This window comes from Rhodococcus sp. RS1C4 (assembly GCF_002258225.1).
Taxonomy (GTDB): Bacteria; Actinomycetota; Actinomycetes; order Mycobacteriales; family Mycobacteriaceae; genus Rhodococcoides; species Rhodococcoides fascians_E.
In genome coordinates this window covers 63,012-84,578 of the sequence record NZ_NOXZ01000037.1, presented here as the reverse complement: position 1 = coordinate 84,578, position 21,567 = coordinate 63,012, and the positions used below count along the sequence as shown (strand labels likewise).

Sequence of the window (21,567 nt, the reverse complement as noted above, 5' to 3'; positions counted from 1 at the left end):
GGCCATGGACTGGGTCTTCGACGCCGAGGTGTTCCAGTGGCGCGGTCCCGCGCCGTTCTACTTCGCGGCCACTCCCGCGCACGTCGACGACTTTCTGCACGCTCACCTCGGTGAGCTGACCTACGGATGGGGCGTCATCCCCGCTCGGGTGAAGATCGGTGACACCGAAATCGAGACTTCTCTGATCCCGAAGGACGGTGCATACCTGGTGCCGTTGAAGGTCGCGCTACGCCGCCCCGAGGACATCGACGACGGTGACCACGTGGAAATTCACCTGTCCGTGGGGCGCTGTGAGCAACAGATCCCGGTGCTCAGTCGGCCTGATCCGCTCGTGCCATGACGCCCTGGTAGTCGTCCAGATCTATTTCCTCCGCGATCACGGTCTTGGTCCCGTTGTAGACGTCGCGGTCGATCTCGTCGTCGGCGTTGGCAACGAGCATCGCCACGAACGTGTCACCGTTGACATTGAGGAAGGTACGGAAGATTCCGGCGAACCAATCGACTGCGATCAGCAGCCCGACGGCTTCGAACGGCAGGCCGAGCGAGGTGGCCAGGAACATCGCGACGACGGGAAATCCGCCCGGAACGGTGATGGTGCCCATGTTGAGGAGGATCGCCAATCCCATACCGAGGGCGATCTGTCCGATGCTCAGGTCGATGTTTCCGGCTTGCGCGAGGAACATCACCACGATCATGTAGTTCAGGACCGCGCCGTAGGAACCCATCGTCAGGCCGATGGACAGCGTGAAGTTGGCGACCTTCTGACTTACTCCCACCTTTTCGACAGTGTTCTTGAGCACCGTCGGGAAGGTGACGGCCGAACTCGTCGTCGTCACTGCGACGATGGTCTGCTCGGTGAGCTTGTTCGGCAGCTTCCATGGGCTGAGACGAGTTCGTGCTGCCACGACAGCGACGAACAGCGCGAACAGGACGATGACGCCGATGAGTGTCGTGCCCAGATACTTCAGCGCCGTCGAGACCACCGAGAAGCCGACGTCTCCTGCGAGAGCTGCCAGTAGACAGAACACGCCGATGGGGGCGATCACCATGACGAGACGGATCATCGTGAGGACGATCTGTTGAATCTGATCGAACAGCCTCAGGACGCCGGTGTCGCCGGTCTTGTTCACGTGGATGCGCAGTGCGATTCCGAACAGCAGCGAGAAGACGATGATCGGCACCATCGTCGCGGTGGACATCGCGTCGAACACGTTGGTGGACACGAAGTTCAGCAGCGTGTCCTGCCATCCGAGTGCTTCCCCCGCCGATTCCTCCAGGCTCGGGTCCAACTCTTGCGTGAACACCATTCCCGACCCCGGCCGCACGAGACTGCTGAGCACCCAAGCCAAGACAGCCGCAACGAACGAGAACCCGATCATCCACTTGAACGTTCGGAACGCGATCTTTCCGGTACCGGTGCCCGACATGGATCCGGTGGCGACGATGACCGATGCCATCACCAACGGAACGATGGACATCTGGATCAGACGGATGAACAGGTCTCCGATGAACTTCAGGTTCGCTGCCCACTCACCGACGAGCAGACCGAAGACAATGCCGCCGATCGCAGCGAGACCGATCTGTGCAGCGGGATGCCTCAAAGACTTCATGCCTCAAACTAAGACGAGCCCGCTACCGGGCCGTGACCGTCGTATTGCACTCGCATTACGGCCTCGAAGCGCGGCCGATTCCCGACGATGCGCCGGTCACGATTGCTGTCTTCATCCTTGCCCCTGTTCCGCCCGCGCGAGTGCGCGGAGCTTTCCCACTGACATGCGAAGCCCGTACGCCACCAGAGTCTTTCGACCGTCCGGGTGCGTCCAGCGCAGCAGGGCCGACCCGTCGTCCACCGAACCGGTGACAATTTCCGGTTCACCGACGAGTGGCAGCGGACCTACCGCCTTGATGGACAACCCGAGCACCTCGGTCCAGAAGTAGTCGTCGACCGGAGCGCACCGAGCGGCTGCTCCGAGCGCGGATGCTGCAGCAACCCTGCCCTGAGCCACAGCGTTGGACCAGAACGGTCCGCGTCGGGGATATCTCGACGGCTCCCGGAAGTACGTGACGTCGCCGGCAGCGAACACGTCGGGTACCGACGTCGAGCAGTCCTCTCCTATCCCCACACCGTCTCGATCCGCAACGCCGGTACCGTCGAGCCAGTCGGAGGCCGGCACCTCCCCCACACAACTGACAACGACATCGGCATGCAGCGCAGTGCGATCCGGCAGGACGATCCCGTCCACGGGACTGCCGGACAGCGTTACCGGCCCCGCAGGGCGCAGCATACTTCCGCTGTTCTCCGCCAGGCGCTCTTCGATGGCCGCAGCAAGGAAGCTTCCGAGAACTCGCTCCAGAGGAGGATCCACGTCGACGACCGTTGTCTCGATAGTGCGTCGGACGCACGCCGAGGCGATTTCCATTCCGAGGAAGCCTGCGCCGACGATGATCGCCGACGATGCCGCGTCCAGCCGGGAACGCAGGACCCGTGCGTCGTCATGGGTTCTGACGACCAGTTCCCCCGCTTGGCCGACCCGAGCCAGGCGTCGAGCATCGGCGCCTGTCGCGACGACGAGTGTGCCGTACTCGACGTCGGTTCCGTCCGAGAGAGCAACGGTCTTTCGGTCTGGGTTCAACCGTGTTGCAGCAGAGTTCAGTTCGGTGATGTCCAAGTCGGACAGATCCCACCGGGCCGACGTGCCGCTGCCGTAGTTCAGGACGTGCTTGGAGAGCGGCGGCCGTGAGTACGACCCGTCCGGATCCCCACCGATCATGACGATGTCCCCGTCGTGACCGAGGGCTCGGAGCTCACGGGCGGCCGCGCAACCGGCTGTCGACCGACCGACGACGACGATCGGAGCTGCGTTCATTTCTGTTCGCGCAGCGCGGCCACCGGGCAGGCGCCGATCGCGGACCGCACCGCAGCGACCTGCTCCTCGGGCACGTCCTGGTGGTCGTACGCGTAGTGCAGTTCGCCGTCGTCGTCGAGGCTGAACACCTCGTGTGCGGCCTCTTCACACAGTCCGTGGCCTTCACAGCGATCCCAGTCGACGTCGATCCTCATGCTTGCTCTCCCCTGCTCGGTACCAGCTCGAGCGGTAGCCGTTCGAGCCGGTGAATGATGTTGTTGACGGCCCACTTCGGCTCTCCGGTCAGTTCGATTCGTTCGACCCGACGCGCCAGCGCCTGCAGCATCGATCGTGCTTCCAACCGTGCCAAACCCTGGCCGGCGCAACCGTGCACGCCGGACCCGAAGCCGAGCTGCCGAGCAGCATCGCGGGTGATGTCGAACGAGTCGGGTCGATCCCATTCGGCAGCATCACGGTTGGCCGAGGCGTAAATCACCAACAGGCGGCTCCCACGCGGAATCGGAACTCCACCGATGTCGACGTCGCGCGCTGCTTTGCGCGAGAACGCGCGTAGCGGCGACTCGAACCGGACCACCTCGTTGACGGCGCCTGGGATGAGCGTGGGGTCGGCCCGCACCGCCTGCCACTGCTCCGGGTGCTGCGAGAACAGGTACAGCGCACTCGAGATGGCTCCGATGGTGGTGTCCAGAGATGGCGCCATGTAATCCACCATCAACGCAGGGCACGCCTTCGGGTCGATCGTGCCCTCGTCGGCGGCAGTGAGCACATCGCCGCCCATGCTTCCTTCCAGCACCGATCTGTTCTTCACGACGCGACGTGCGAACGCCATCATTTCCGCCACGGCCTTCGCAGCACCGACCGACCGGCAATTCACCGGTCCCATTGCGTCGAATGTCGCTCCGGCCCAGCGCAACAGCTCCTCGCGGCCGTCCTCCGGCCATCCGACCAGATCGGGAACGACCGACAGCGGAAGGATCATCGCCAAGTCCTCGACCCCATCGACGTCCAGCATCGACATCGCTCGATCGACCACTCCGTCGGCGGCCTCCTCCACTGTCGTGGTCATCTTTCTCAGGGCTTTGGGGGTCATGCGGTGCGCCAGAACGGATCTCTTGGTCGCATGGTCGTCCGCGTCGCTGTTAAGCGTCGTGCCGCGCCCCAGGCGATTCGCGACGGCGTTGAGCGACACTCCGTCGCCGGAGATGAACGACTCGTCGTCCAGCAGCACCGCCTTGCAGTCCGCGTAACGCGATACGGCATAGACGCGTTGGTGCGGCAACCACACCGCAGGACCCAAGGCGCGCAGCCGCTGGTAGTGGGGATACGGGTCGACGATCGCGTCGACGTCGTAGATGTTCTGTCGGTATCGGGGGACCGACGAGTCAACGGTCACCGGAGCTCCTGACAATTCGATAGGCGCAACTCGGCAACCGAGTGTGCAGTGACGGCACCGACCGGCCTGCGGCCATCACGGTTCTGTCCGGCCGCACGATGGCAGCGTTGGCGCGGCGTCGATGCAGCCACATCCCGAGTTCCGAGGATTGCGGGACCTCCAGTGCGGTTGCGCCTCGGCGGACAACTTCCGTGTTCTGCTCGCGGGTGAGCGGTGTGGTGGAGACGAACAGGAAGCACCCTGGGGCAACGTCGTCGACCCTCCTCCCGCGATCGACGACGGCGTTGGGACACAGCGATCCGGCGAGCCCACGCGACAATACTTTTCGCGTAACGAAATTGGAGGGCGACAGGCGCGGCGAGGTACTGTCGGTCACCTGTGCTCCGATCATGGGTAGGTGTCCGAGGACGGGCGCGACGGACTTGCGCACGGCGTCGGTGATCGCTCCCCCACCGGTCATTGCCCTCCCGATTGCCACGGCCAATCGAATCGACGACGTCACGTGAGGTTTGCGCTCCGCTTCGTAGGAGTCGAGAGTGTCGTCGGCGAAGGATCCGTTCATGACGCCTACCAGTTTCCAGACCAGGTTCATCGCGTCGCGCACACCCGCGCCCATGCCCTGCCCGATGAACGGCGGCGTCAGGTGCGCTGCGTCGCCGAGCACGAAGATGCGACGATCGCGCCACCGGTCGACCACTCGGGCACGGAAGGTGTACTCGGTGGATCTGATCAGGTGCAGTGCGTCCCGATCCGCAGTACCTAGCCATGGCGTCAGCAGAGGGCGGACACTGTCGAGATCATCGAAATCGTCGGCAGTTTCGGTGTCGCGGAGCCGGAATTCCCACCGATGACGGGTGTGGCCGATACGCATGTAGGTTGCGGCGCGTTCGGTGTCGCACACCTGGTGCACACCCTCCCACAAATCGAGCTCGGCCTCGGTGGCGATGTCGATCACCAGCCATCGTTGCTCGAAGCCGAGGTCGAGCATTCTCGATCCGATCGATGACCGCACGGTGCTGTTCGCTCCGTCGCATCCGAGTACATAGTCCGCGGTGACGGCACAGCGTTCTCCAGTGCGTGTATCGAGGTATGTCACGACGCAGTGGTCCCGCCTGTTCGCGACGTCGACGACGGTGCAGCCGCCTGCCATGTGGACGCCGGCGAGCGAGGACAGCCGCGACCGCATGAGATGCTCGAGGTCGGGTTGATCGAACATGTTGGCCTGCGGAAAGCCGTGCGGCCTGAGGTCGGGGTCTCGATCGAACACTGCGAGCGTCGTGAGGCGTCGGTCGACCAACTGCAACCCGCGGGCCGGTCTGGAGATCGCCGCGAACTCTTCGGCCAACCCGAGGCCACCGAGTATTCGGTAGACCTCGTCGTCCATGTGCACCGCCCGAGGCTGCGGGTACACACCCTCCCAGCGGTCCATGATGGAACAGCTGATTCCGTACTGCGCCAACAACAGTGCGGCCGTCATCCCGGTGGGCCCCGAGCCGATGATCACGACCGGGTGGTGATCGACGGACTCAGGCATACCGAACCCTGGTCCGTTGAATGCCGAGATCGAGTGCCCCATCGGGTGTCGACACGGCCAGTTCCAGCACATCGCCGTCCTGCAGATACGACGGGTTGGACGACTGTTTCTTGAAGAAGATCTTCCATTTGAGTGCGGGAGGGAGGAGCGAGCCGATGATCTCGATCGGTTTGGCGGGCGCCGTCAGCGCTGTCCCGCCTGGAGTGCCCGTCAGCAAGAGATCACCCGGGTCCATACGCTGAAATCGTGTCAACGTTCGCAACGTGTCCAACGGGTGGTAGATCATGTCCGCGACCGTGCTGTTCTGCCGTACTTCACCGTTCACGCGCAGGGTGAGGCAGAGATCGGTGAAGCGGCTGAAGTCGCCCGCCTCGAGGAGCAGCAACACCGGTCCGGCGGGCGTGAACGTGGGGTACGACTTTCCCTCGTAGAACTGAGTTTTTGGCAGTTGTACGTCCCGGGCGGACACATCGTTGGTGATGACGAGAGCTGCAATGTAGTCGGCCATGTTGTTCTCGTCGAGTGCCGTGCCCACGGTCATCGATGCGCCGAAGACGAGCCCGATCTCGATCTCGTAATCGAGCAGTTGCACATGCGCGGGCTTGACGATGTCGTCTGCCGGACCACTGATGGACCCCGATGCCTTGCGGAAGAACGTCAGCGGCACCGTCTCCGGGTTCATCCCCGAATCCCTCACGTGTGTCACGTAATTGGTCATCTGCGCGACGACCCTGCACGGCGCGGTCACCGGTGAGACCAGCGCCAGACCCTCCACCGACGCGGTCGCCGAACCGCGGCGTGCGGCGTCGATCGCGGCCCGGTCGGCAAGGAGCTCGGCTGTCGTCACCGCGTCGGTGCCGACTCGGACGGCGCCGCCTGGCGTGTGCACCCACCAGGCGTCGACGGTACGGAGAATCGAAACAGTCATGAGTTGGCTACTTTCAGCAGGCCCCGCAAGCGCTGGGCGTCGAATTCGTTGTCGTGTCGTAGCGACGAGATGATCGACCGCAGTTCCCCCAACGATTGCCGTCCGGGCGCGATGCCGAGGAAATCTCGTGTTGCCGGCGGTCCCCATTGGGCGAGGCCCGACGCAGTCATCGGGGCCCAACCGGGTTCGAGCGAGCTGTCGAACAGGTCGCCGTCGCTGAAGTGCTCGACCAGGAAACCGTCGGGATCGCGCCAATAATCGAAGATCTGGCTTCCCTGGATGTGTCGGCCGATCCCCCACGAGTGGCGGTAGCCGCGTTCGGTCAGGAACTCGCTTCCCGCGGCGATAGCGTCGAGATCACACACCTGGTAGGCCGAGTGCACGTATCGATCCGAGGGTCCCAGTGTCATCGCCACGGTGTGGTGGTCGGTCGGGGTGTCGCCGCGGTCGCAGCGGATGAAGCTCATCACCGGTCCACGTTCGCGCTGATTCTCGTAGAAGAGAAAGTCACTCACGATGAGCCCGAGGTGTTCCAGGTACCAGTTCAGGTTTTCGAGATATCGAGTGCGCGAGAGGACGACGTGACCGATGCGCTCGACGAGCGCTGGTTCATGGGGAGTTCGGCACGTCGCGTTGACGCGAGTACGACTCCCGCCGTCGTTGTGGGGGTGGATGCGCTGGCCGGTCAGCGCGGGAAGAGCCCGGGTGCCGGCGACCACGCGTACCGGTTGTCCGCTCGGATCGTGGAGAGTGACCCCGATACCGCCGATGCTCTCGTGCAGTCGATCGACTCGCCGTCCGGTTGCCTTGCCCAGCCGAAGTACGTCGGACTCGTCGACGGCCTGGAACGCCGCGCCGACGAAGCGGGTTCGCGTGCCTCTGCGGATGACGACGCACGGCGAACCGCCTTGCGTGCCCCGGAGGTCAAGCTCCTGGGACGAACGATGGGTCACGGTGAACCCGAATGCCGACGCGAATGCCTCGGCACGGAGAAGGTCCGGTTTGCAGAATTCCAGCCAGGCGATGTCGTGAACTTTGACGATCGGATTCTTTGCCCGCCCTGGGTGCTCCCCTGGCAGCGCGCCCTGGTCGACGTGCATGTCCTTGTGCGCGTCCGCCATCGTTGTTCCCTCCCTCGTCCACTTTCTGACGATATCGTCACCTATGAGCGAGCCGTCAGTCAAGGGTTCTGACTAAATCGTCAGCTATGAGGGTGGTCTAATGTGGCGACGGACATTCACGCGAAGAGGGGTGCGACCAGCAGAATGACCACTGCAGGAAACCGGCTCGAACGCCGCAAGGCTCGTACCCGCTCCGCGCTGATCACAGCTGCGCAGCGGTTCATCGCCGACGGTAAACCCAACGCGCCGATCCTGGAGATAACGCAAGCCGCCGACGTGGGAATGGGCTCGTTCTACAACCACTTCGACAGCAGAGACGAATTGTTCGCTGCCGCAGTCGAGAGCGCACTGGAGTCCCTCGGGGACTACCTGGATTCACTCACCGTCGAACTCAGCGACCCAGCGGAGATATTTGCACAGTCCTTCCGCATCACAGGACGGCTCTTCCGCCTGCAACCCGAGCTGAGCCGGGTTCTGGTCAACTCTGGACCATCCCTCATCACCTCGACGAAGGGCCTGGCTCCGCGGGCTGCACGCGACATAGCCGCAGCTACCGATGCCGGCAGATTCGTCGCCCCTGATACGGACCTCGCCATGGCGTTGGTCGCCGGATCTCTCCTCGGCCTCGGGCAACTACTCCTGCAGCAACCCGACCGCGACGACGCAGCCGCCGCCGACGCCATGACGGCTGGAATCCTTGTCTCACTCGGACTTTCACGCGCCGAGGCCGAAGAACTGTGCAGCCGGCCCATACCGTTGGGCGCTGCCGATCTCGACCAGCCCTGACCGTCGCGGTCTCGGGGGTGCGGAAACGCGACTCAGCCTCCCTGAACGTACGTCTCCACGTGAGCGCCGGTGACCACTCCGACATTCGGCACAAGCGCACCCCACCCCGAGCTGCATGTACCCGATGCCTGACCTGTCGGCCCGAACGAGCTGGTCGACGCGGTGTACGGCCCGACCGCGTAGAACGGGAAGGCATTGGGGATGCCATGAAGACCCCAGCATTCGATGCTGAGGAAATACTCTCTCCGGGGCGGAGCTCCGGTGTCGTGACAGGTTACCGATGCGCTGAAAGAGTCGTGCACGACGGCACAGTCCTGCGGGCCGGCAGACGCCACCCCGGAAGTCGAGATCGAAGCGGTGGCCAGACCGCACATGACGACGCTAACTCGTGCGGCTGCAATAAGCTTGCTTCTCATAGGTAGTAATTCGCCGGCGCGTGACACGCCGTTACGTCCGGAAGCAAGTAGTCAGCCCGCTGCACTTCTCGTCGCTCTCGACAAATGCAGGCAGTTCTCGCCCACATTGTGAACATATGGCAGTGATGCAGCCTACATCGCCGGCCATAGGCTTTCGTCACGCCGAAAAGCGGGGACGAGTGTTCGGACCCCGACGTTCTCTGATCGGCGTTCTCGAAAGAATTCGGCGTCCACGCCGCCGTCGATGAAACGTCTACAGTCCCGCTTCGAGAGGAACCCCATGACCGGTGCAGCCGACGCTCGTATCGAGAGCCTGGAAAGAACTTCACCCGAGCGGGCGCGCACACGTCGAAAGGCGCTGATCGCCGGCGCAACGGGGAACATCGTCGAGTGGTTCGATTTCACAATTTACGGCTTCAGCGCCGCAGTTCTCGCCACAGTTTTCTTCCCTGCCGAGTTCGGCAGCGGCGCTCTGCTCGCCACCTTTGCACTCTACGGTGTCGCGTTCCTCGCCAGGCCCGCAGGCGGCGTGGTTTTCGGCAGGCTGGGCGACCGGTTCGGCCGCCGAGGATCCCTGTCCTTGGCAATTACGCTCATGGGTTGCTCGACAGCGGCTATCGGGCTTCTGCCGACCTACGCCTCCATCGGCGCTGCTGCCCCACTACTCCTGCTGGTCTGCAGATTGGTTCAGGGTTTCTCGGCCGGCGGCGAATACACCGGAGCAGCCACCTTCGTCGTCGAACACGCGCCATACCACCGTCGGGGACTTTACGCCGGAATCATTGCCGGTTCGTCCTTCGTCGGCAGCATTCTCGCGACAATCACGGTACTGACGTTCAATTCGGTTGGCACAGAGTACTTCCTGGACGGTGGGTGGCGTTGGCCGTTCATCATCGGAGGGGTTGTCGCAATTGCCGGCCTGTTCATGAGGCTTGCGGTCGACGAAACACCGGCTTTCACCGAGATGAAAGAAAAAGAAGCTCTTCTCACTCGCCCCCTGGCCGATCTGTTACGCAATCACTGGCGGTCTCTGGTCACTGCGTTCGTCTACTTCGCGTCGCTCGGTGTCGCTACTCATATGCTCATCGGTTACATGCCGACATTCCTGACACACGCTGCAGGAGTGTCGAGCACAGCTGCATTGATGCTGACGTCCGGTGCCCTGGTGCTCGCGGTTCCTCTGTACATCGCCTTCGGCGCAACTGTCGACCGGATAGGCAGGCGTCCCCTGGTCAGAATCGGAATGGTTGCATCGGTTCTTGTCGCGGTTCCCAGCTATGTTCTGATCGGCACGGGAAACATCGTCGCAATCGCAGGTGCGTTGATCGTCTTGGTTATCGTGCAATCCTTGCTTGCCTCAGCTCTTCTCGCGGTCCTCGAGATGATGCCGACGAATGCTCGATTCACGGGTACCGCACTGCCGTACAACTTTGCGTACGCGCTCTTTGCCGGTACCGCGCCTTTGGTATGCGAGACGCTGGTCAACACCACGGGCAGCAACCTGTCGCCGGCGTTCTATGCAACCGCGGTCGCTTCGATTGCGCTTCCGGTCCTCTGGCGCGGCATACCGGAATCGAGAATCGCAGGGACGGACCGCCCTTTGCACAGCTGAGAAACCCAACGATGCAGTGGCACCTCCCGAAGCAATCGATCGAACCGGGACTCGACATATGTCGATGGTCCCGTGCCCAAGTCGCAACGCGCGGCCACTGTCCGTTCCGGTGGTCACGCACCATGATGGGACCTGGGCGAAAGCACATGAAAGACATGCGTCATCGTTGCCATTACGGAGGAGACATCCGAAGAGGCGAAGACCGGGAGGTTGTGTGACGGAAACGTGGTACGCAGGAGGAAGAGTCGCAGACGGATCCGGTGTCGAACCATCCGCGGTGGATGTCTGCGTGAGTAACGGGATCATCACCGCCCTCGGCGATGCACCAGCAGGCGCGACAACGGTGGATCTGGATGGCAGGTTGGTCACCCCCGGACTGATCGACGCGCACGTTCACCTCGGTCTGTCCAGTCCCATCAGAGCACAGTTCGGATTCGAACTGTCTGCCGCCGAGATCGCGGCCGACATATTCGCCTCGGCTGGCTTCGCCCTCGATGCCGGCTTCACGACCGTTCGCGACACCGGTGGCATAGACCGCGGTGTCGTCGACGTCATCGCCAAGGGCAAGGTGCGGGGTCCGCACGTCGTGTCCTGTGGCCCTGTCCAATGCCAGGTCGGCGGGCACGGATACTACGGCGCCGATTGGGAACCCACAGAATTGTGGACACAGCATCACATTCCCGGGCTGTGTGCGCTGTCGCTGATGTCCGGCAACGCCGACGAACTCAGGAAGAACGTGCGTGAGACGTTTCGCCGGGGTGCCACGTTTCTGAAGTTGTGCGTTACCGGTGGAGTCGTGGGCGGGCACGACCGGCTCGCGGACACCCAGTTCACCGTCGAGGAAATCGCGGTCGCCGTGCAGGAAGCCGCAGCACGAGGCACGTACGTCACAGTGCATGCGCACGGTAAGGAAGGGATTCGCAACGCAGTACAGGCGGGGGTGCGCTGCGTAGAACACGGCACCGATATCGACGAGCAGACAGCGGCTCTGATGCTCGAGCACGACGTCGCTATGGTGCCCACCTTCTCCGTGATCGACCAACTGTTGAACGACGGGGTGGCGGATGTCGATCCCGCGACTGTCGAACGAGTAGCAGGAGTTCGAGAGCGGATGGCGGCCGCTCTCGAGGTTGCCCGCGCGTCCGGCCTACGCATCGGCCTCGGTTCCGACCTCATCGGTCCGAATCAGCAACGGCGCGGCGACGAGTTGCGCGTGCGTTCGGAGTTGGAATCGCCGATGCAGGCCTTGGTGTCCGCAACGAGCGTCAATGCAAACATCCTCGGCGTGGGCGACACCGTGGGCATGGTGCGGGTTGGAATGCGAGCAGACCTGACCGTCTGGCAGGAAGACCCTCTCGAAGACCCCGATGTCTTCGCCGATCCCGAGATGGCCGTCCTCGTAGTCAAGAGCGGCACGACAGCAAAGGACATTCGTTGAGCGCGATATTGCATGGTTGCCTTCCGGACACCGAATACCTCGAAGTGGAGTCACGCTCAGGCAACCGGTACGGAATCTGGATCACCACACCTCCCGGATACGAAGAATCCAGCGAATCAGTGCCACTGGTCTACGTGTTGGACGGCAACTGGACCGTGGGTTTCACCGCTCCGCTCATCGTCACGCAACGCGATCCGTATCTGAGCATTGCGCCCTACATTCAAGTCACCGTCGGCTACGCCGGTGACGAGGCATCGGACTGGGCGCGGCTTCGCAACCGCGACCTCGTGCCGCCCGGGGAACCTATCGGCGATGACGTAGTGGCTGCATTGGAGTCTGCACGCGAAACCGGGGCGATGAGTCAACGGGACATCGACGCCTACATCGAGCAACACTCGGACTGCAATGCGGATACGTTTCTGGACTTTCTGACCGACGAACTGCACCCTCGTCTGCACTCTCACCTTCGCGTCAGCGACACCGGTCACGGGCTGTTCGGGTTCTCGTACGGTGGGCTCTTCGCGTTGTACGCGTGGCTTCGCGGCGGAACTCCCTTCTCGACGGTCGGCGCGGGAACACCGGGGATCAGCAGCGCAGACAGCCAACTGTTCGACATGATCGGAAACCTTCCGGAAGCGAGCGACGGCGGCCCAGGCGCCGGACGTCTCCACGTCACTCTGAACAAGGTAGAACTCTGGGGCGATGTCCCCGTGTATCGCGGCTTGGCCCGAAATGTCCTCAGAGCGCTCGAGGGACTGCGCGCACAAGGTCGTTCGGAGCTCCTGTCGACTTCGATGCTCGACGAGACGCACGTCACCGGAGTACAGGCATCCTTCTTGAGCTATCTGAAGGAATGTCATGTCCGGTGATCGAGCGAGGTGGTCTCGGACCGCGCTGCACTAGCATCAAGGTGCCTGTCGAGAGTTGCGAGGAGAGTCCACATGTCCATCGACGAACTGCAGCTCCTCGTCGACGACCTGGCCGGGCGACTCCGCCGTTCTGTGGCCATCGACGACCCGTCCATCCGACTCCTTGCGTCCAGTCGACACTTCGGCGACGAAGACTCCCTGCGCGTCGCATCGATTCTGAATCGAGCGGTACCCGAAGAGGTTTCGCGGCCACTTCTCGCTCTCGGCATCGGCACCTGGATCAAACCGGGTAGCGCGCGGCCCGATGTGCCGGGGAGCGAGAAGCGACTCTGTGTACCTGTGCGGTGCAAGAGTCTGCTTCTCGGTTTCCTCTGGCTGATCGACAGTGAAGAGAACCCTCTGACCGAGTCCGACGTCGAAATGGCTGAGGACACTGCCTCGCGCGCGGGCATTGTGCTGTACGAACGACTTCTGCGTCATGAGCGGTCGAATGCTCGTCGCGAATCGATTCTCCGCAACCTCGTCAGCTCAACTCCAGAGGTCAGGACGCAGGCCGTCGAGGATGTAGTCACCGACCAGCTGTTCGCCCCGCGACCGATGCTTTATCAGGTCATCGCAGCGCAACGCGACACTGCACACTCGGTGGAAGCATCGGACGACATAGCGGTACAGGTCGCGATGCAGGAAGCGCTGGACACTCTTCCGACCGGCGCCGGTCTGATGGTGGCAGACAAGTCCCGCGCGTGGATCCTTCTTGCATTCGAGAATATTCCGACGCCACAACAATTGAAGCGCGTCACCGAACGCGCGGATTATCGCTTTCGCCAACTGAGTGGTCGGGACAGTCGATTCGTCCTCGGCGTCGGCGACACCGTGAACGAGCTCAGCGCGGTATACCGCGCCTATCGCAGCGCGACGGCCGCAGCTCGCGCTGCACTGCTCGTCCCCTCGCTCGGCGACGTGGCGAGATGGGGCCACCTGGGTCCCTACGACGTCCTACTGCGACTGTCCCGTGACGAAATCATCGGAGCTACACAGGTTTCACCTGTGAAGGCACTCGAAGCCGCGGACAAGCAACAGGTACTGACGACTACCCTCGGCGCATTCTTCGACAATGCGTGCGATATTCGACGCACCGCGGAACTGCTGCGAATTCACCGTGCGACGCTCTACCAGCGACTCAAACGCATCGAGCAGATCACCGGTTGCAGTTTCGACAACGGCGACGACCGACTCTCTCTGCACCTCGGCTTGAAGATGAAGTCCATAGCCGAAGCACACGACTCGTCGATCGGCTGACTGTTCCGTACGGGCGCCGTACGCGACAAATTCTGTTCGTAGTCAACCGAAGTATCCACAAATGGAGATAGCGTCGCCCTCCGGTCTAGGCAAAACTTGTGGTTGTAGCGGTTCGCTTCGTGTACACCGTCGCAACAACAAATCTGGAGGAACGATGCCCCGATCGACCGATGCGATAGTTGTGGGAGCCGGGGTGATCGGCAACTCCATCGCTTACGAACTTGCTGCTCGTGGTTACGAAGTCCTGGTCCTCGACAAGGAGGGAGGTTCCGGGTTCGGTTCCACCAGCGCCTCCAGCGCGGTCATACGCTACAACTATTCGACGTACGACGGGATGGCTGCAGCATGGGAGGCCGCGCACTGTTGGAAGAGCTGGCGCGAACATCTGGACGACTCCGCCCGCGGACCAATTGCCCAGTTCCACGAATGTGGAATGGTATTCCTCGATGTGGACCTCGCCCCACGTGAACGTACGGTTCGACTCTTCGACAAGATCGGGGTGAGGTACGAGCTGTGGGACTCGAAAACGTTGGGCGATCGGATCCCAGGAATCGATGTCGGGTCTTACTACCCTCCCAAACCTGTTGACAGCGAGGAATTCTATGCCGACACCCACACCTCGCTCGGAGCGGTGTTCACACCTGAAGCCGGCTTCGTCGACGACCCCCAGCTTGCGGCGGCCAACTTGGGCGCTGCCGCGGCAGCGAAAGGCGCGATCCATTCGTTCCGCACCACAGTGATCGGCATCGAACAACATGCCTCGCGGCAGTGGGCCCTTCGACTGGACAACGGCGACACCGTCGAAACCTCGGTCGTGGTCAACGCTGCTGGGCCGTGGTCGAATGCGCTGAACGCAATGGCAGGAGTGGGATCGGATTTCACCGTCACCGTTCGCCCCCTCAGGCAGGAGGTTCATCATGTCTCGGCGCCGACAGGCTACAACCACCATGCGCGACTCGGGCCGATGATCGCCGATCTCGATCTGGGAACCTATATGCGACCAGAACACGGCGGTGGCTTTCTGATAGGTGGTACCGAGCCCGAGTGCGATCCATTGGAATGGATCGACGACCCCGACACCGCAAACCCGAACCGCACTGCCGCTCGTTTTCAGGCGCAGGTCCTCAGAGCAGCTCGGCGTCTTCCACATTTGCCGGTACCGTCCCAGCCCAAAGGAATTGCCGGCGTGTACGACGCTGCCTCGGACTGGACGCCGATCTATGACAAGACCGATCGACCGGGCTTCTACGTAGCGATGGGCACCAGCGGTAATCAATTCAAGAACGCACCTGTCGTCGGCCGAATGCTGGCTACTCTGATCGAGAAAGTCGAGGCGGGGCACGACCACGATCTCGATCCAGTTGTCTACACGGGTCCGCACACCGGTGTGCAGATACATCTCGGATCCTTCTCCAGGCGCAGGGAATTCAATACCGAGTCCACCGGAACTGTCCTGGGTTAGGCAATGCATCTGGACCACATCGGTCGACCACCGCACCAACACCTGAACTCATGCACGATGATTCTTCGGAAGGGCTTTCGAACATGACACTCAGCACGCAATCCGTCGCGGGCGTCGCAGACACAACAGTCTTCGACCGGACCGATGCACTCGAGGGATTGCCACACGAGCAGGTCGTCTTCTGCGAGGATCACGCCACGGGCCTGCAGTCGATTATCGCGATCCATTCGACCACCCTGGGTCCCGCCCTGGGTGGCACCCGGTTCTACCCCTACTCGGACCAGGGGGCCGCTTTGACGGACGTACTCCGCTTGTCACGTGGGATGACCTACAAAGCGGCAATCGCAGGCGTTCCACTCGGTGGCGGCAAAGCCGTGATCATCGGCGATCCGCGGGACATCAAGACCCGGGCTTTGCTCCGGTCGTACGGACGCTTCATCGACACTCTCGGCGGCCGATACATCTCGGCGGGCGACGTCGGCACCGGCGCAGACGACCTCGACGTCATCGGAGAACGGACTGCCCACGTGGTCGGACGGTCGGCGGCCGCGGGCGGTTCCGGCAACAGTGGTCCGATGACTGCTCTCGGCGTCTACCAATCCTTGCGTGCCGCGGCCACCTCGACCTGGGGCACGCCCGATCTCACGAATCGTGTGATCGGGGTCGAAGGCGTGGGAAAGGTCGGCTCCGAGCTGATCGCCTTGCTGGTGCGAGCAGGGGCGAACGTCATCGCGACGGACGTCGACGTCGAGGCAGTGCGCGCTGTTGCAGCCCGCTTCCCTTCGATCGTCGTCTGCGACGATGTTCTCGACGCCGAGTTGGACGTGTATGCCCCCTGCGCGCTGGGTGCGACCGTCACCGTCGCTTCCACCGACAGGATGACCGCATCTATCGTGTGCGGCGCAGCAAACAACCAACTCCGGACTGCGGACGTCGGCCAGTATCTGCACAGCAAGGGTGTGCTGTGGGTGCCCGACTACGTTGCCAACGCCGGCGGACTCATCCAGGTTGCGGGGGAAAAGGACGGTGTCGACGCGCAGTGGGTCCGCCACCGCGTAGAGAGGATCTACGACACGGTGTTGTCGATTCTCGACCGCTCCCGCTCCGACAGTGTTCCCCCAGGCGAGGCTGCCGACCGAATCGCTGGCGCACGCCTCCGGCTCGAACGGAACGGGGTGTGACCGGTCTCCGCGCAAACAGCACGCCAGTCGAGACCCGGATTGTCTCAGGTTGCTACAGACCGGTGGGCCGCTTCGATCCAGTTGCTGAATTCGCAGGCGAGATGCCGCTGATGTTCTGCGATCAGTCTTGCCGGTGTCGTGCCGGGAAACTGCACCGTCAGCACAGCGTCGAGGTTTCCGTTGACATTGCGAAATTGATGTCGCACACCGCCGATGACCAGACCGTCATCGAGAACAGCTGATCCCGCGACCTGGATGGGATAGTCGTGATCGATCTCGATCGTCAACGACGCCGTTCGGGTGTAGTCGACCAAGAAGCGGCTTGCCGCAGGCGATCCGCCCGTCGTCTCGATGACCTCCTGACGCCCGTCGGGTAGCCCCCGCAGAAGGTAGTGATCGGGACACGCGTCGAGCATGTCGGTTTCTGCATTCGTGACGGTCAAGTTGTCGAACCACTCCACGGAGCGTTCAGCGTCCACACCTGGGACCTGCAGCCGTGTCACGGCATGTCGGGTGCGGCCGCGACTGGCGGCAACACCGATACGCGTGAGACGCTCCGATACTGCCATCTGGCGTCGGAGCGCAGCGTAGATCCCGGCATGTCCGAGTTCGTATTTCAATCGCGTCAATGCAGACCGTTGCTCGGCGAGGTTGGTCGACAGGAGCTGTTGGACCGACTGATTCGGCGACAGCTCGCGCATCGCCCGCTCCCCCAGCTTGGCCGCGAATGTGGTGAGCACTTTCGTTGCGCGGGCGGACTCCCACTCGAGCACACGCTGTCGAGACACCGTTCTCGCCCCGATGGTGGCCCGAATGTCCAGCGACTCTTTCATCTTCATTCCCCATCTCAGACGCGTGATCGAGCTACTCCGGTGGTAGGCGACCGAAGATGAGCGACTTAACGCCAGCAATTATTGCGTTAAGGATCCTTTACCGCAAGAGGGCAGGTGCTCGGGTTCGTCGAACGGTTCCCCTCAACCGCCCCGAACAGGGTGTAAGTGGATCCTGGCAGGCATCTAGCGTAGAAACAGAGCCCATGGACCGGGCCACACACGACATCCCTGAATCCGCGGCGGGTGACGGCGAGGTGCGTAGGAGAACCGGCGGCAGATCGGCACGTGTGCGGGAGGCGGTGCTCACCGCAACTCTGGACCAAGCCCGCGAACACGGTATCGAAGGATTGACCATCGGCGACATCGCCGCACGCGCCGGCGTCGCCGAGACGACCGTCTATCGCCGGTGGGGTACTCGAACCGCGTTGATCGCCGACGCTGTCACGGATCTCGCAGCTACCCATAATCCTGTCCCGGACACGGGAACCCTGCGCGAAGACCTGATGGTGGTCGCCGACCAGATAGCGCAGCTGATCTCACGACCGGGCATCACGCGTTTGATCGGAACGACCATCGCCCTGTCCGCCGATCCGGACGTCAGCGCCGCACGAAACCGGTTCTGGACCGAGAGATTCGAACAGAGTTCCCACGTGATCATCAGAGCCGTCGAACGGGGAGAGTTGCCCGCGAACACCGATCCCCGTTCGGTACTCGAAACACTCTGCGCACCGATGTATTTCAGACTGCTCGTAATCGACCAGACTCTGGACCGCGCTTTCATCGAGCAGTGCATCGACCACACCTTGGTTTTGTACGGCGCAACTTCCTGAGCGGTGCCCCCGCTGCGACAACGACAGTCACCGCACCGTCGAGTGGTGTCGACGATGTGAGGGGACGTCGTGATGAGCCGGTAGCCGCACGTCTTTTTCGCCGTCATCAGTCGAGGTGCTGAGCCCACGTTGTGTCGACGTGACGGTGCCCTGTCTGTGTGCTCGATCGGGGTGTGCAGCGCTGGGGGTCTGCCGGCCGGGCCCCATAGGCGGGCGCCGATCAGCTGCGCCGCGCTCCCATTCCCCGCGCCAGCAGGTCGTCGACGAATCGGCGGGTCAGTGCGTCCGTGCGCGTTCCGACCATCGCGACGACCGCGCGTTGCAGCGGTGGCCGCATCGGGGTGACGATGCCGGCGAACCGCGCGGGGAGTGCGGTGGTCGGAACGAGCGCGATTCCGAGCCCCGCGTGGGCGAGTTGTGCTGCTGTAGTGGCGTTCCGGGAATGGGTGACAGCATCGAGCTCGACGCCGTGGGTTGTCGCGACGGAGTCGAACCACCCGCGTAGACCGTTCGACGGGTGGTAGTGCACGATCGGTCTTCCGGCGAGATCGGTCCACGAGATGGCAGGCTCGTCGGCGAGATCGAGCCCCTCCGGAATCACCGCGACGATGTCTTCCGTCCCGATCACGTGGGTGACGCCGGTGAACTGCGTCGAAGCCGGACCGACTGCGAGGTCGATGTCGCCGTACGAGAGTGCGTCCGCCATCGCATCCGCGCTGGCGAACTCGGTCAGGTCCAGGCCGATGTGCGGATACTTTCTCGTCCATTTTCGTAGCGTGGGCGCGAGGACTGGGACAGTCATGCTTTCGGCGCACCCTAGCCGTAACCGGCCTTCGCGTCCCTCCGCCGACGCTCGTCCGATCCGGACGATTCGGTCGGCAGCTGAGAGTGCGGCCCGCGCATCGTCGAGCAATGCGCGGCCGGTCGGGGTCGTCCGAACCCCGCGCGGGAGACGCTCCAGCAGCGGGGTGCCGATTTCTGTTTCCAACGACGCCAACTGATGAGACAGCGCAGGCTGTGAGAGATTCAACTTCACTGCCCCGGCGGTCACAGAACCGGCGTCCACCACGGCGACAAAGCATTCGAGGGCTCGCAGAGTCGGCATCGGTCGAGCGTATTCTACGGCGACAGTCCGACGGCTCTAGCTTGAATCCCTCTTCAGGTAGCGGCTTGTCGTCTGAACGAGCATCGTGCTGAAGAAGATGCCGATCAGCGTGAGGATTACGCCGGACCGAATGTCTCCGTCGATGAAGTTCGTGACGGCGACGACGTAGGAGATCACGACCATGACGATGCCTGCGGCCATTCTGATCCTCGGGTCGACGTTCATGTGTGTCAGCTCCTGTCGTAAGTAATGGTGTGCGATGGTGGCGGCTCGGTTCGGTCAGCCGACCGCGACGAGTCCGGCTTGTCGGAGGAAGGTGAGGTTGTCTTCGAGGTGCCAGTCCGAGTCGATGCGAGCATCACCGACGTGCTGGATGTCGATCGCACCGAATTCGATCGGTTGTCCGGTGCCGGTGCGACCGTCGTACGTGCCGGTGAAATGACCCCGGAAGATCAACCGTGCGGTGAAGGTGTCACCAGTGACGTACAGATCGACGAGCTCGCACGTCAAGTCGGGCACCGCAGCGCGGAACGTGTCCGACGCCGCGACGGGTCCCGCTGGGCCTTGCGGGCGTCCTGGCGGCAGTGTGTTGTCGACGAAGCCGGGGTCCACCGCTCGGTCGAGATATCCCGTATCACCGGTATTCCAGAACGTGTACAGCGTCTGCGCGATACGGACGACCTCACGGGTTCGGTCCGTAACCGGTGCATCGCCGACGTTCACCGTCCCCGGCGCGACCAGGTCGACCGCAGAATCCACCAGAGGCCGGTCGGTGGTCGTCGCGCGGGCGGAACACGCCACCAGTGGCAGCGTCACGGCCACTAGGGCAGCCATTGCCGTGAGGAGTTTCATGCCAACCGCCCTCCCCCGTCGACGTGCAGGGTGACGCCGGTGACGAAGGCGTTCGTCAGCAACGACAGTGCAGCGGCCGCGATGTCGGACGGTCGACCGACTCTGCGTACGGGGTTGGTGCGCGCCGTGTCCGCGAACAGTTTGTCCTTCCCCGGTCCTATAAAGTCCCAGGCCCCCGAATTCACGATCCCAGGTGACAGGGCATTGACGCGGACGGGTGCAAGTTCGACTGCGAGCGCCTCGGTCAGGAACGCCACCGCCCCGTTCGTCGTCGCCATTACCGACTGGCCGGGCGCAGGTCTCCACGCAGCGACACCGGAGAAGAACAGGAACGAACCCCCCTCTCGCACCTGCGGCGAAAAGTGCTTCGCCAGCAGAATCGGTCCGATCACTTTGGCGTCGAATGCGTTTCGGACTGCGGTGCCGTCAAGATCGGCGATGGGTCCGTTCGCATGATCGGCAGCGAGGTTGATGACGTGGTCGACCGAGCCCACGGACGAGACTGCCTGCGCGATGGAGGACTCGTCCGCGAGATCCATCACCACCGCACTCGCTCCCGGACCCAACAGAGCGACTGCTGCGTGGAGAGACTCACGGCGTCGGCCGGCGACGACCACCTCACCGCCGCCGTCGAGAACAGACGACGCAATGGACCGGGTGATCCCCGACGCTCCGCCGATCAGAAGTACTCGCATTCGAATGACCCTTTCGTTGTGTATGTGTGCCATTCGAGTGAAGCAAGAGAGCGACCGTCGAACAATCGATACTTTCTCTCATTGCCATCGATACCTTCGATACCGGCCATCCTCGCCTGATCTACGAATTGATCGAACTCATCCCCGTCGAGTGAAGCGGTAGCCGAAGCAGCGTCGCTCAGTGGTCTGCCGCCGGCCTGAGCTCGGGTGCGCGGTAGCCGCGGCCTCCTCGTACCCGATCACGGGGAACAGTGCGGTGGTGTCGCAGTTCAAATCGTCTCCGTTGAAACAGGATTCGATGAAGTTGGTGTACATGTCGCCGAGAATTGTTGCCGAGCAACACTGT

General features: G+C 62.8%; 21 protein-coding genes. 9 read left to right on the top strand and 12 right to left on the bottom strand.

Annotated elements, in window-relative coordinates:
* Positions 1 to 4 precede the first annotated feature (4 nt).
* On the top strand, positions 5 to 340 hold the full coding sequence (locus CH289_RS19095; RefSeq protein WP_020111755.1) for a DUF1905 domain-containing protein: 336 nt from the start codon (positions 5 to 7) through the stop codon (positions 338 to 340).
* On the opposite strand, the gene CH289_RS19090 is transcribed toward CH289_RS19095, so the two are convergent.
* From CH289_RS19090 to CH289_RS19060, 7 genes are all read right to left on the bottom strand, one after another.
* Entirely contained in the window at positions 312 to 1,610 is a 1,299-nt protein-coding gene (locus CH289_RS19090; protein WP_020111756.1) for a dicarboxylate/amino acid:cation symporter, read from the bottom strand. The genes CH289_RS19095 and CH289_RS19090 overlap by 29 nt on opposite strands.
* 111 nt (positions 1,611 to 1,721) lie before the next feature.
* Positions 1,722 to 2,867 (bottom strand): NAD(P)/FAD-dependent oxidoreductase, encoded by a 1,146-nt coding sequence (locus tag CH289_RS19085; protein WP_037141492.1) that lies wholly within the window; start codon positions 2,865 to 2,867, stop codon positions 1,722 to 1,724.
* Positions 2,864 to 3,061 carry a ferredoxin gene (locus tag CH289_RS19080; protein WP_019664872.1) on the bottom strand — a complete coding sequence of 66 codons (198 nt, stop codon included), beginning with the start codon at positions 3,059 to 3,061 and terminating at the stop codon, positions 2,864 to 2,866. Before CH289_RS19080 ends, CH289_RS19085 begins: the two co-directional genes overlap by 4 nt.
* Complete coding sequence (locus CH289_RS19075) at positions 3,058 to 4,260, bottom strand: cytochrome P450 (RefSeq protein WP_020111758.1); 1,203 nt, start codon at positions 4,258 to 4,260, stop codon at positions 3,058 to 3,060. The genes CH289_RS19080 and CH289_RS19075 overlap by 4 nt, the downstream gene beginning before the upstream one ends.
* Positions 4,250 to 5,794: a bifunctional 3-(3-hydroxy-phenyl)propionate/3-hydroxycinnamic acid hydroxylase MhpA gene (gene mhpA, locus CH289_RS19070; RefSeq protein ID WP_020111759.1), complete on the bottom strand. Its 1,545-nt coding sequence runs from the start codon at positions 5,792 to 5,794 to the stop codon at positions 4,250 to 4,252. The genes CH289_RS19075 and mhpA overlap by 11 nt, the downstream gene beginning before the upstream one ends.
* Positions 5,787 to 6,722, bottom strand: coding sequence for a fumarylacetoacetate hydrolase family protein (locus CH289_RS19065; protein ID WP_027498808.1), 936 nt, complete (start codon positions 6,720 to 6,722; stop codon positions 5,787 to 5,789). The genes mhpA and CH289_RS19065 overlap by 8 nt, the downstream gene beginning before the upstream one ends.
* Positions 6,719 to 7,843: a VOC family protein gene (locus CH289_RS19060; protein ID WP_020111761.1), complete on the bottom strand. Its 1,125-nt coding sequence runs from the start codon at positions 7,841 to 7,843 to the stop codon at positions 6,719 to 6,721. Before CH289_RS19060 ends, CH289_RS19065 begins: the two co-directional genes overlap by 4 nt.
* Positions 7,844 to 7,987: 144 nt before the next feature.
* Between CH289_RS19060 and CH289_RS19055 the strand changes: the two genes are divergently transcribed.
* The 7 genes from CH289_RS19055 to CH289_RS19020 all read left to right on the top strand — a co-directional run bounded on the left by CH289_RS19055 (position 7,988) and on the right by CH289_RS19020 (position 16,906).
* Positions 7,988 to 8,629: a TetR/AcrR family transcriptional regulator gene (locus tag CH289_RS19055; RefSeq protein WP_037188415.1), complete on the top strand. Its 642-nt coding sequence runs from the start codon at positions 7,988 to 7,990 to the stop codon at positions 8,627 to 8,629.
* 696 nt (positions 8,630 to 9,325) lie between these two features.
* On the top strand, positions 9,326 to 10,657 hold the full coding sequence (locus tag CH289_RS19045) for an MFS transporter (RefSeq protein ID WP_020111763.1): 1,332 nt from the start codon (positions 9,326 to 9,328) through the stop codon (positions 10,655 to 10,657).
* A 289-nt stretch (positions 10,658 to 10,946) separates the two neighbouring features.
* Positions 10,947 to 12,095: a metal-dependent hydrolase family protein gene (locus CH289_RS19040; protein WP_231383835.1), complete on the top strand. Its 1,149-nt coding sequence runs from the start codon at positions 10,947 to 10,949 to the stop codon at positions 12,093 to 12,095.
* Positions 12,092 to 12,964, top strand: coding sequence for an alpha/beta hydrolase (locus CH289_RS19035; RefSeq protein ID WP_027498809.1), 873 nt, complete (start codon positions 12,092 to 12,094; stop codon positions 12,962 to 12,964). Before CH289_RS19040 ends, CH289_RS19035 begins: the two co-directional genes overlap by 4 nt.
* Positions 12,965 to 13,036: 72 nt before the next feature.
* Positions 13,037 to 14,263: a PucR family transcriptional regulator gene (locus CH289_RS19030; RefSeq protein WP_094728379.1), complete on the top strand. Its 1,227-nt coding sequence runs from the start codon at positions 13,037 to 13,039 to the stop codon at positions 14,261 to 14,263.
* 154 nt (positions 14,264 to 14,417) lie between these two features.
* On the top strand, positions 14,418 to 15,725 hold the full coding sequence (locus CH289_RS19025; RefSeq protein ID WP_027498810.1) for an NAD(P)/FAD-dependent oxidoreductase: 1,308 nt from the start codon (positions 14,418 to 14,420) through the stop codon (positions 15,723 to 15,725).
* Between the two features lie 83 nt (positions 15,726 to 15,808).
* Positions 15,809 to 16,906, top strand: coding sequence for a Glu/Leu/Phe/Val family dehydrogenase (locus CH289_RS19020; RefSeq protein WP_094728378.1), 1,098 nt, complete (start codon positions 15,809 to 15,811; stop codon positions 16,904 to 16,906).
* A gap of 44 nt (positions 16,907 to 16,950) precedes the next feature.
* Here the strand turns inward: CH289_RS19020 and CH289_RS19015 are convergent, their stop codons facing one another.
* Positions 16,951 to 17,739 carry a hypothetical protein gene (locus CH289_RS19015; protein WP_143545118.1) on the bottom strand — a complete coding sequence of 263 codons (789 nt, stop codon included), beginning with the start codon at positions 17,737 to 17,739 and terminating at the stop codon, positions 16,951 to 16,953.
* 203 nt (positions 17,740 to 17,942) lie between these two features.
* On the opposite strand from CH289_RS19015, the gene CH289_RS19010 reads away from it, so the two are divergent.
* On the top strand, positions 17,943 to 18,569 hold the full coding sequence (locus CH289_RS19010) for a TetR/AcrR family transcriptional regulator (protein ID WP_037189082.1): 627 nt from the start codon (positions 17,943 to 17,945) through the stop codon (positions 18,567 to 18,569).
* 220 nt (positions 18,570 to 18,789) lie between these two features.
* Here the strand turns inward: CH289_RS19010 and CH289_RS19005 are convergent, their stop codons facing one another.
* From CH289_RS19005 to CH289_RS18990, 4 genes are read right to left on the bottom strand one after another with little or no spacing between them, the layout of a single operon-like run.
* Positions 18,790 to 19,674, bottom strand: coding sequence for a LysR family transcriptional regulator (locus CH289_RS19005; RefSeq protein WP_020113301.1), 885 nt, complete (start codon positions 19,672 to 19,674; stop codon positions 18,790 to 18,792).
* Positions 19,675 to 19,710: 36 nt separating this feature from the next.
* Entirely contained in the window at positions 19,711 to 19,899 is a 189-nt protein-coding gene (locus CH289_RS19000; RefSeq protein ID WP_020113302.1) for a hypothetical protein, read from the bottom strand.
* 54 nt (positions 19,900 to 19,953) lie between these two features.
* On the bottom strand, positions 19,954 to 20,526 hold the full coding sequence (locus tag CH289_RS18995; protein WP_020113303.1) for an ester cyclase: 573 nt from the start codon (positions 20,524 to 20,526) through the stop codon (positions 19,954 to 19,956).
* On the bottom strand, positions 20,523 to 21,221 hold the full coding sequence (locus CH289_RS18990) for an SDR family oxidoreductase (RefSeq protein ID WP_256977358.1): 699 nt from the start codon (positions 21,219 to 21,221) through the stop codon (positions 20,523 to 20,525). The genes CH289_RS18995 and CH289_RS18990 overlap by 4 nt, the downstream gene beginning before the upstream one ends.
* Positions 21,222 to 21,567 lie beyond the last annotated feature (346 nt).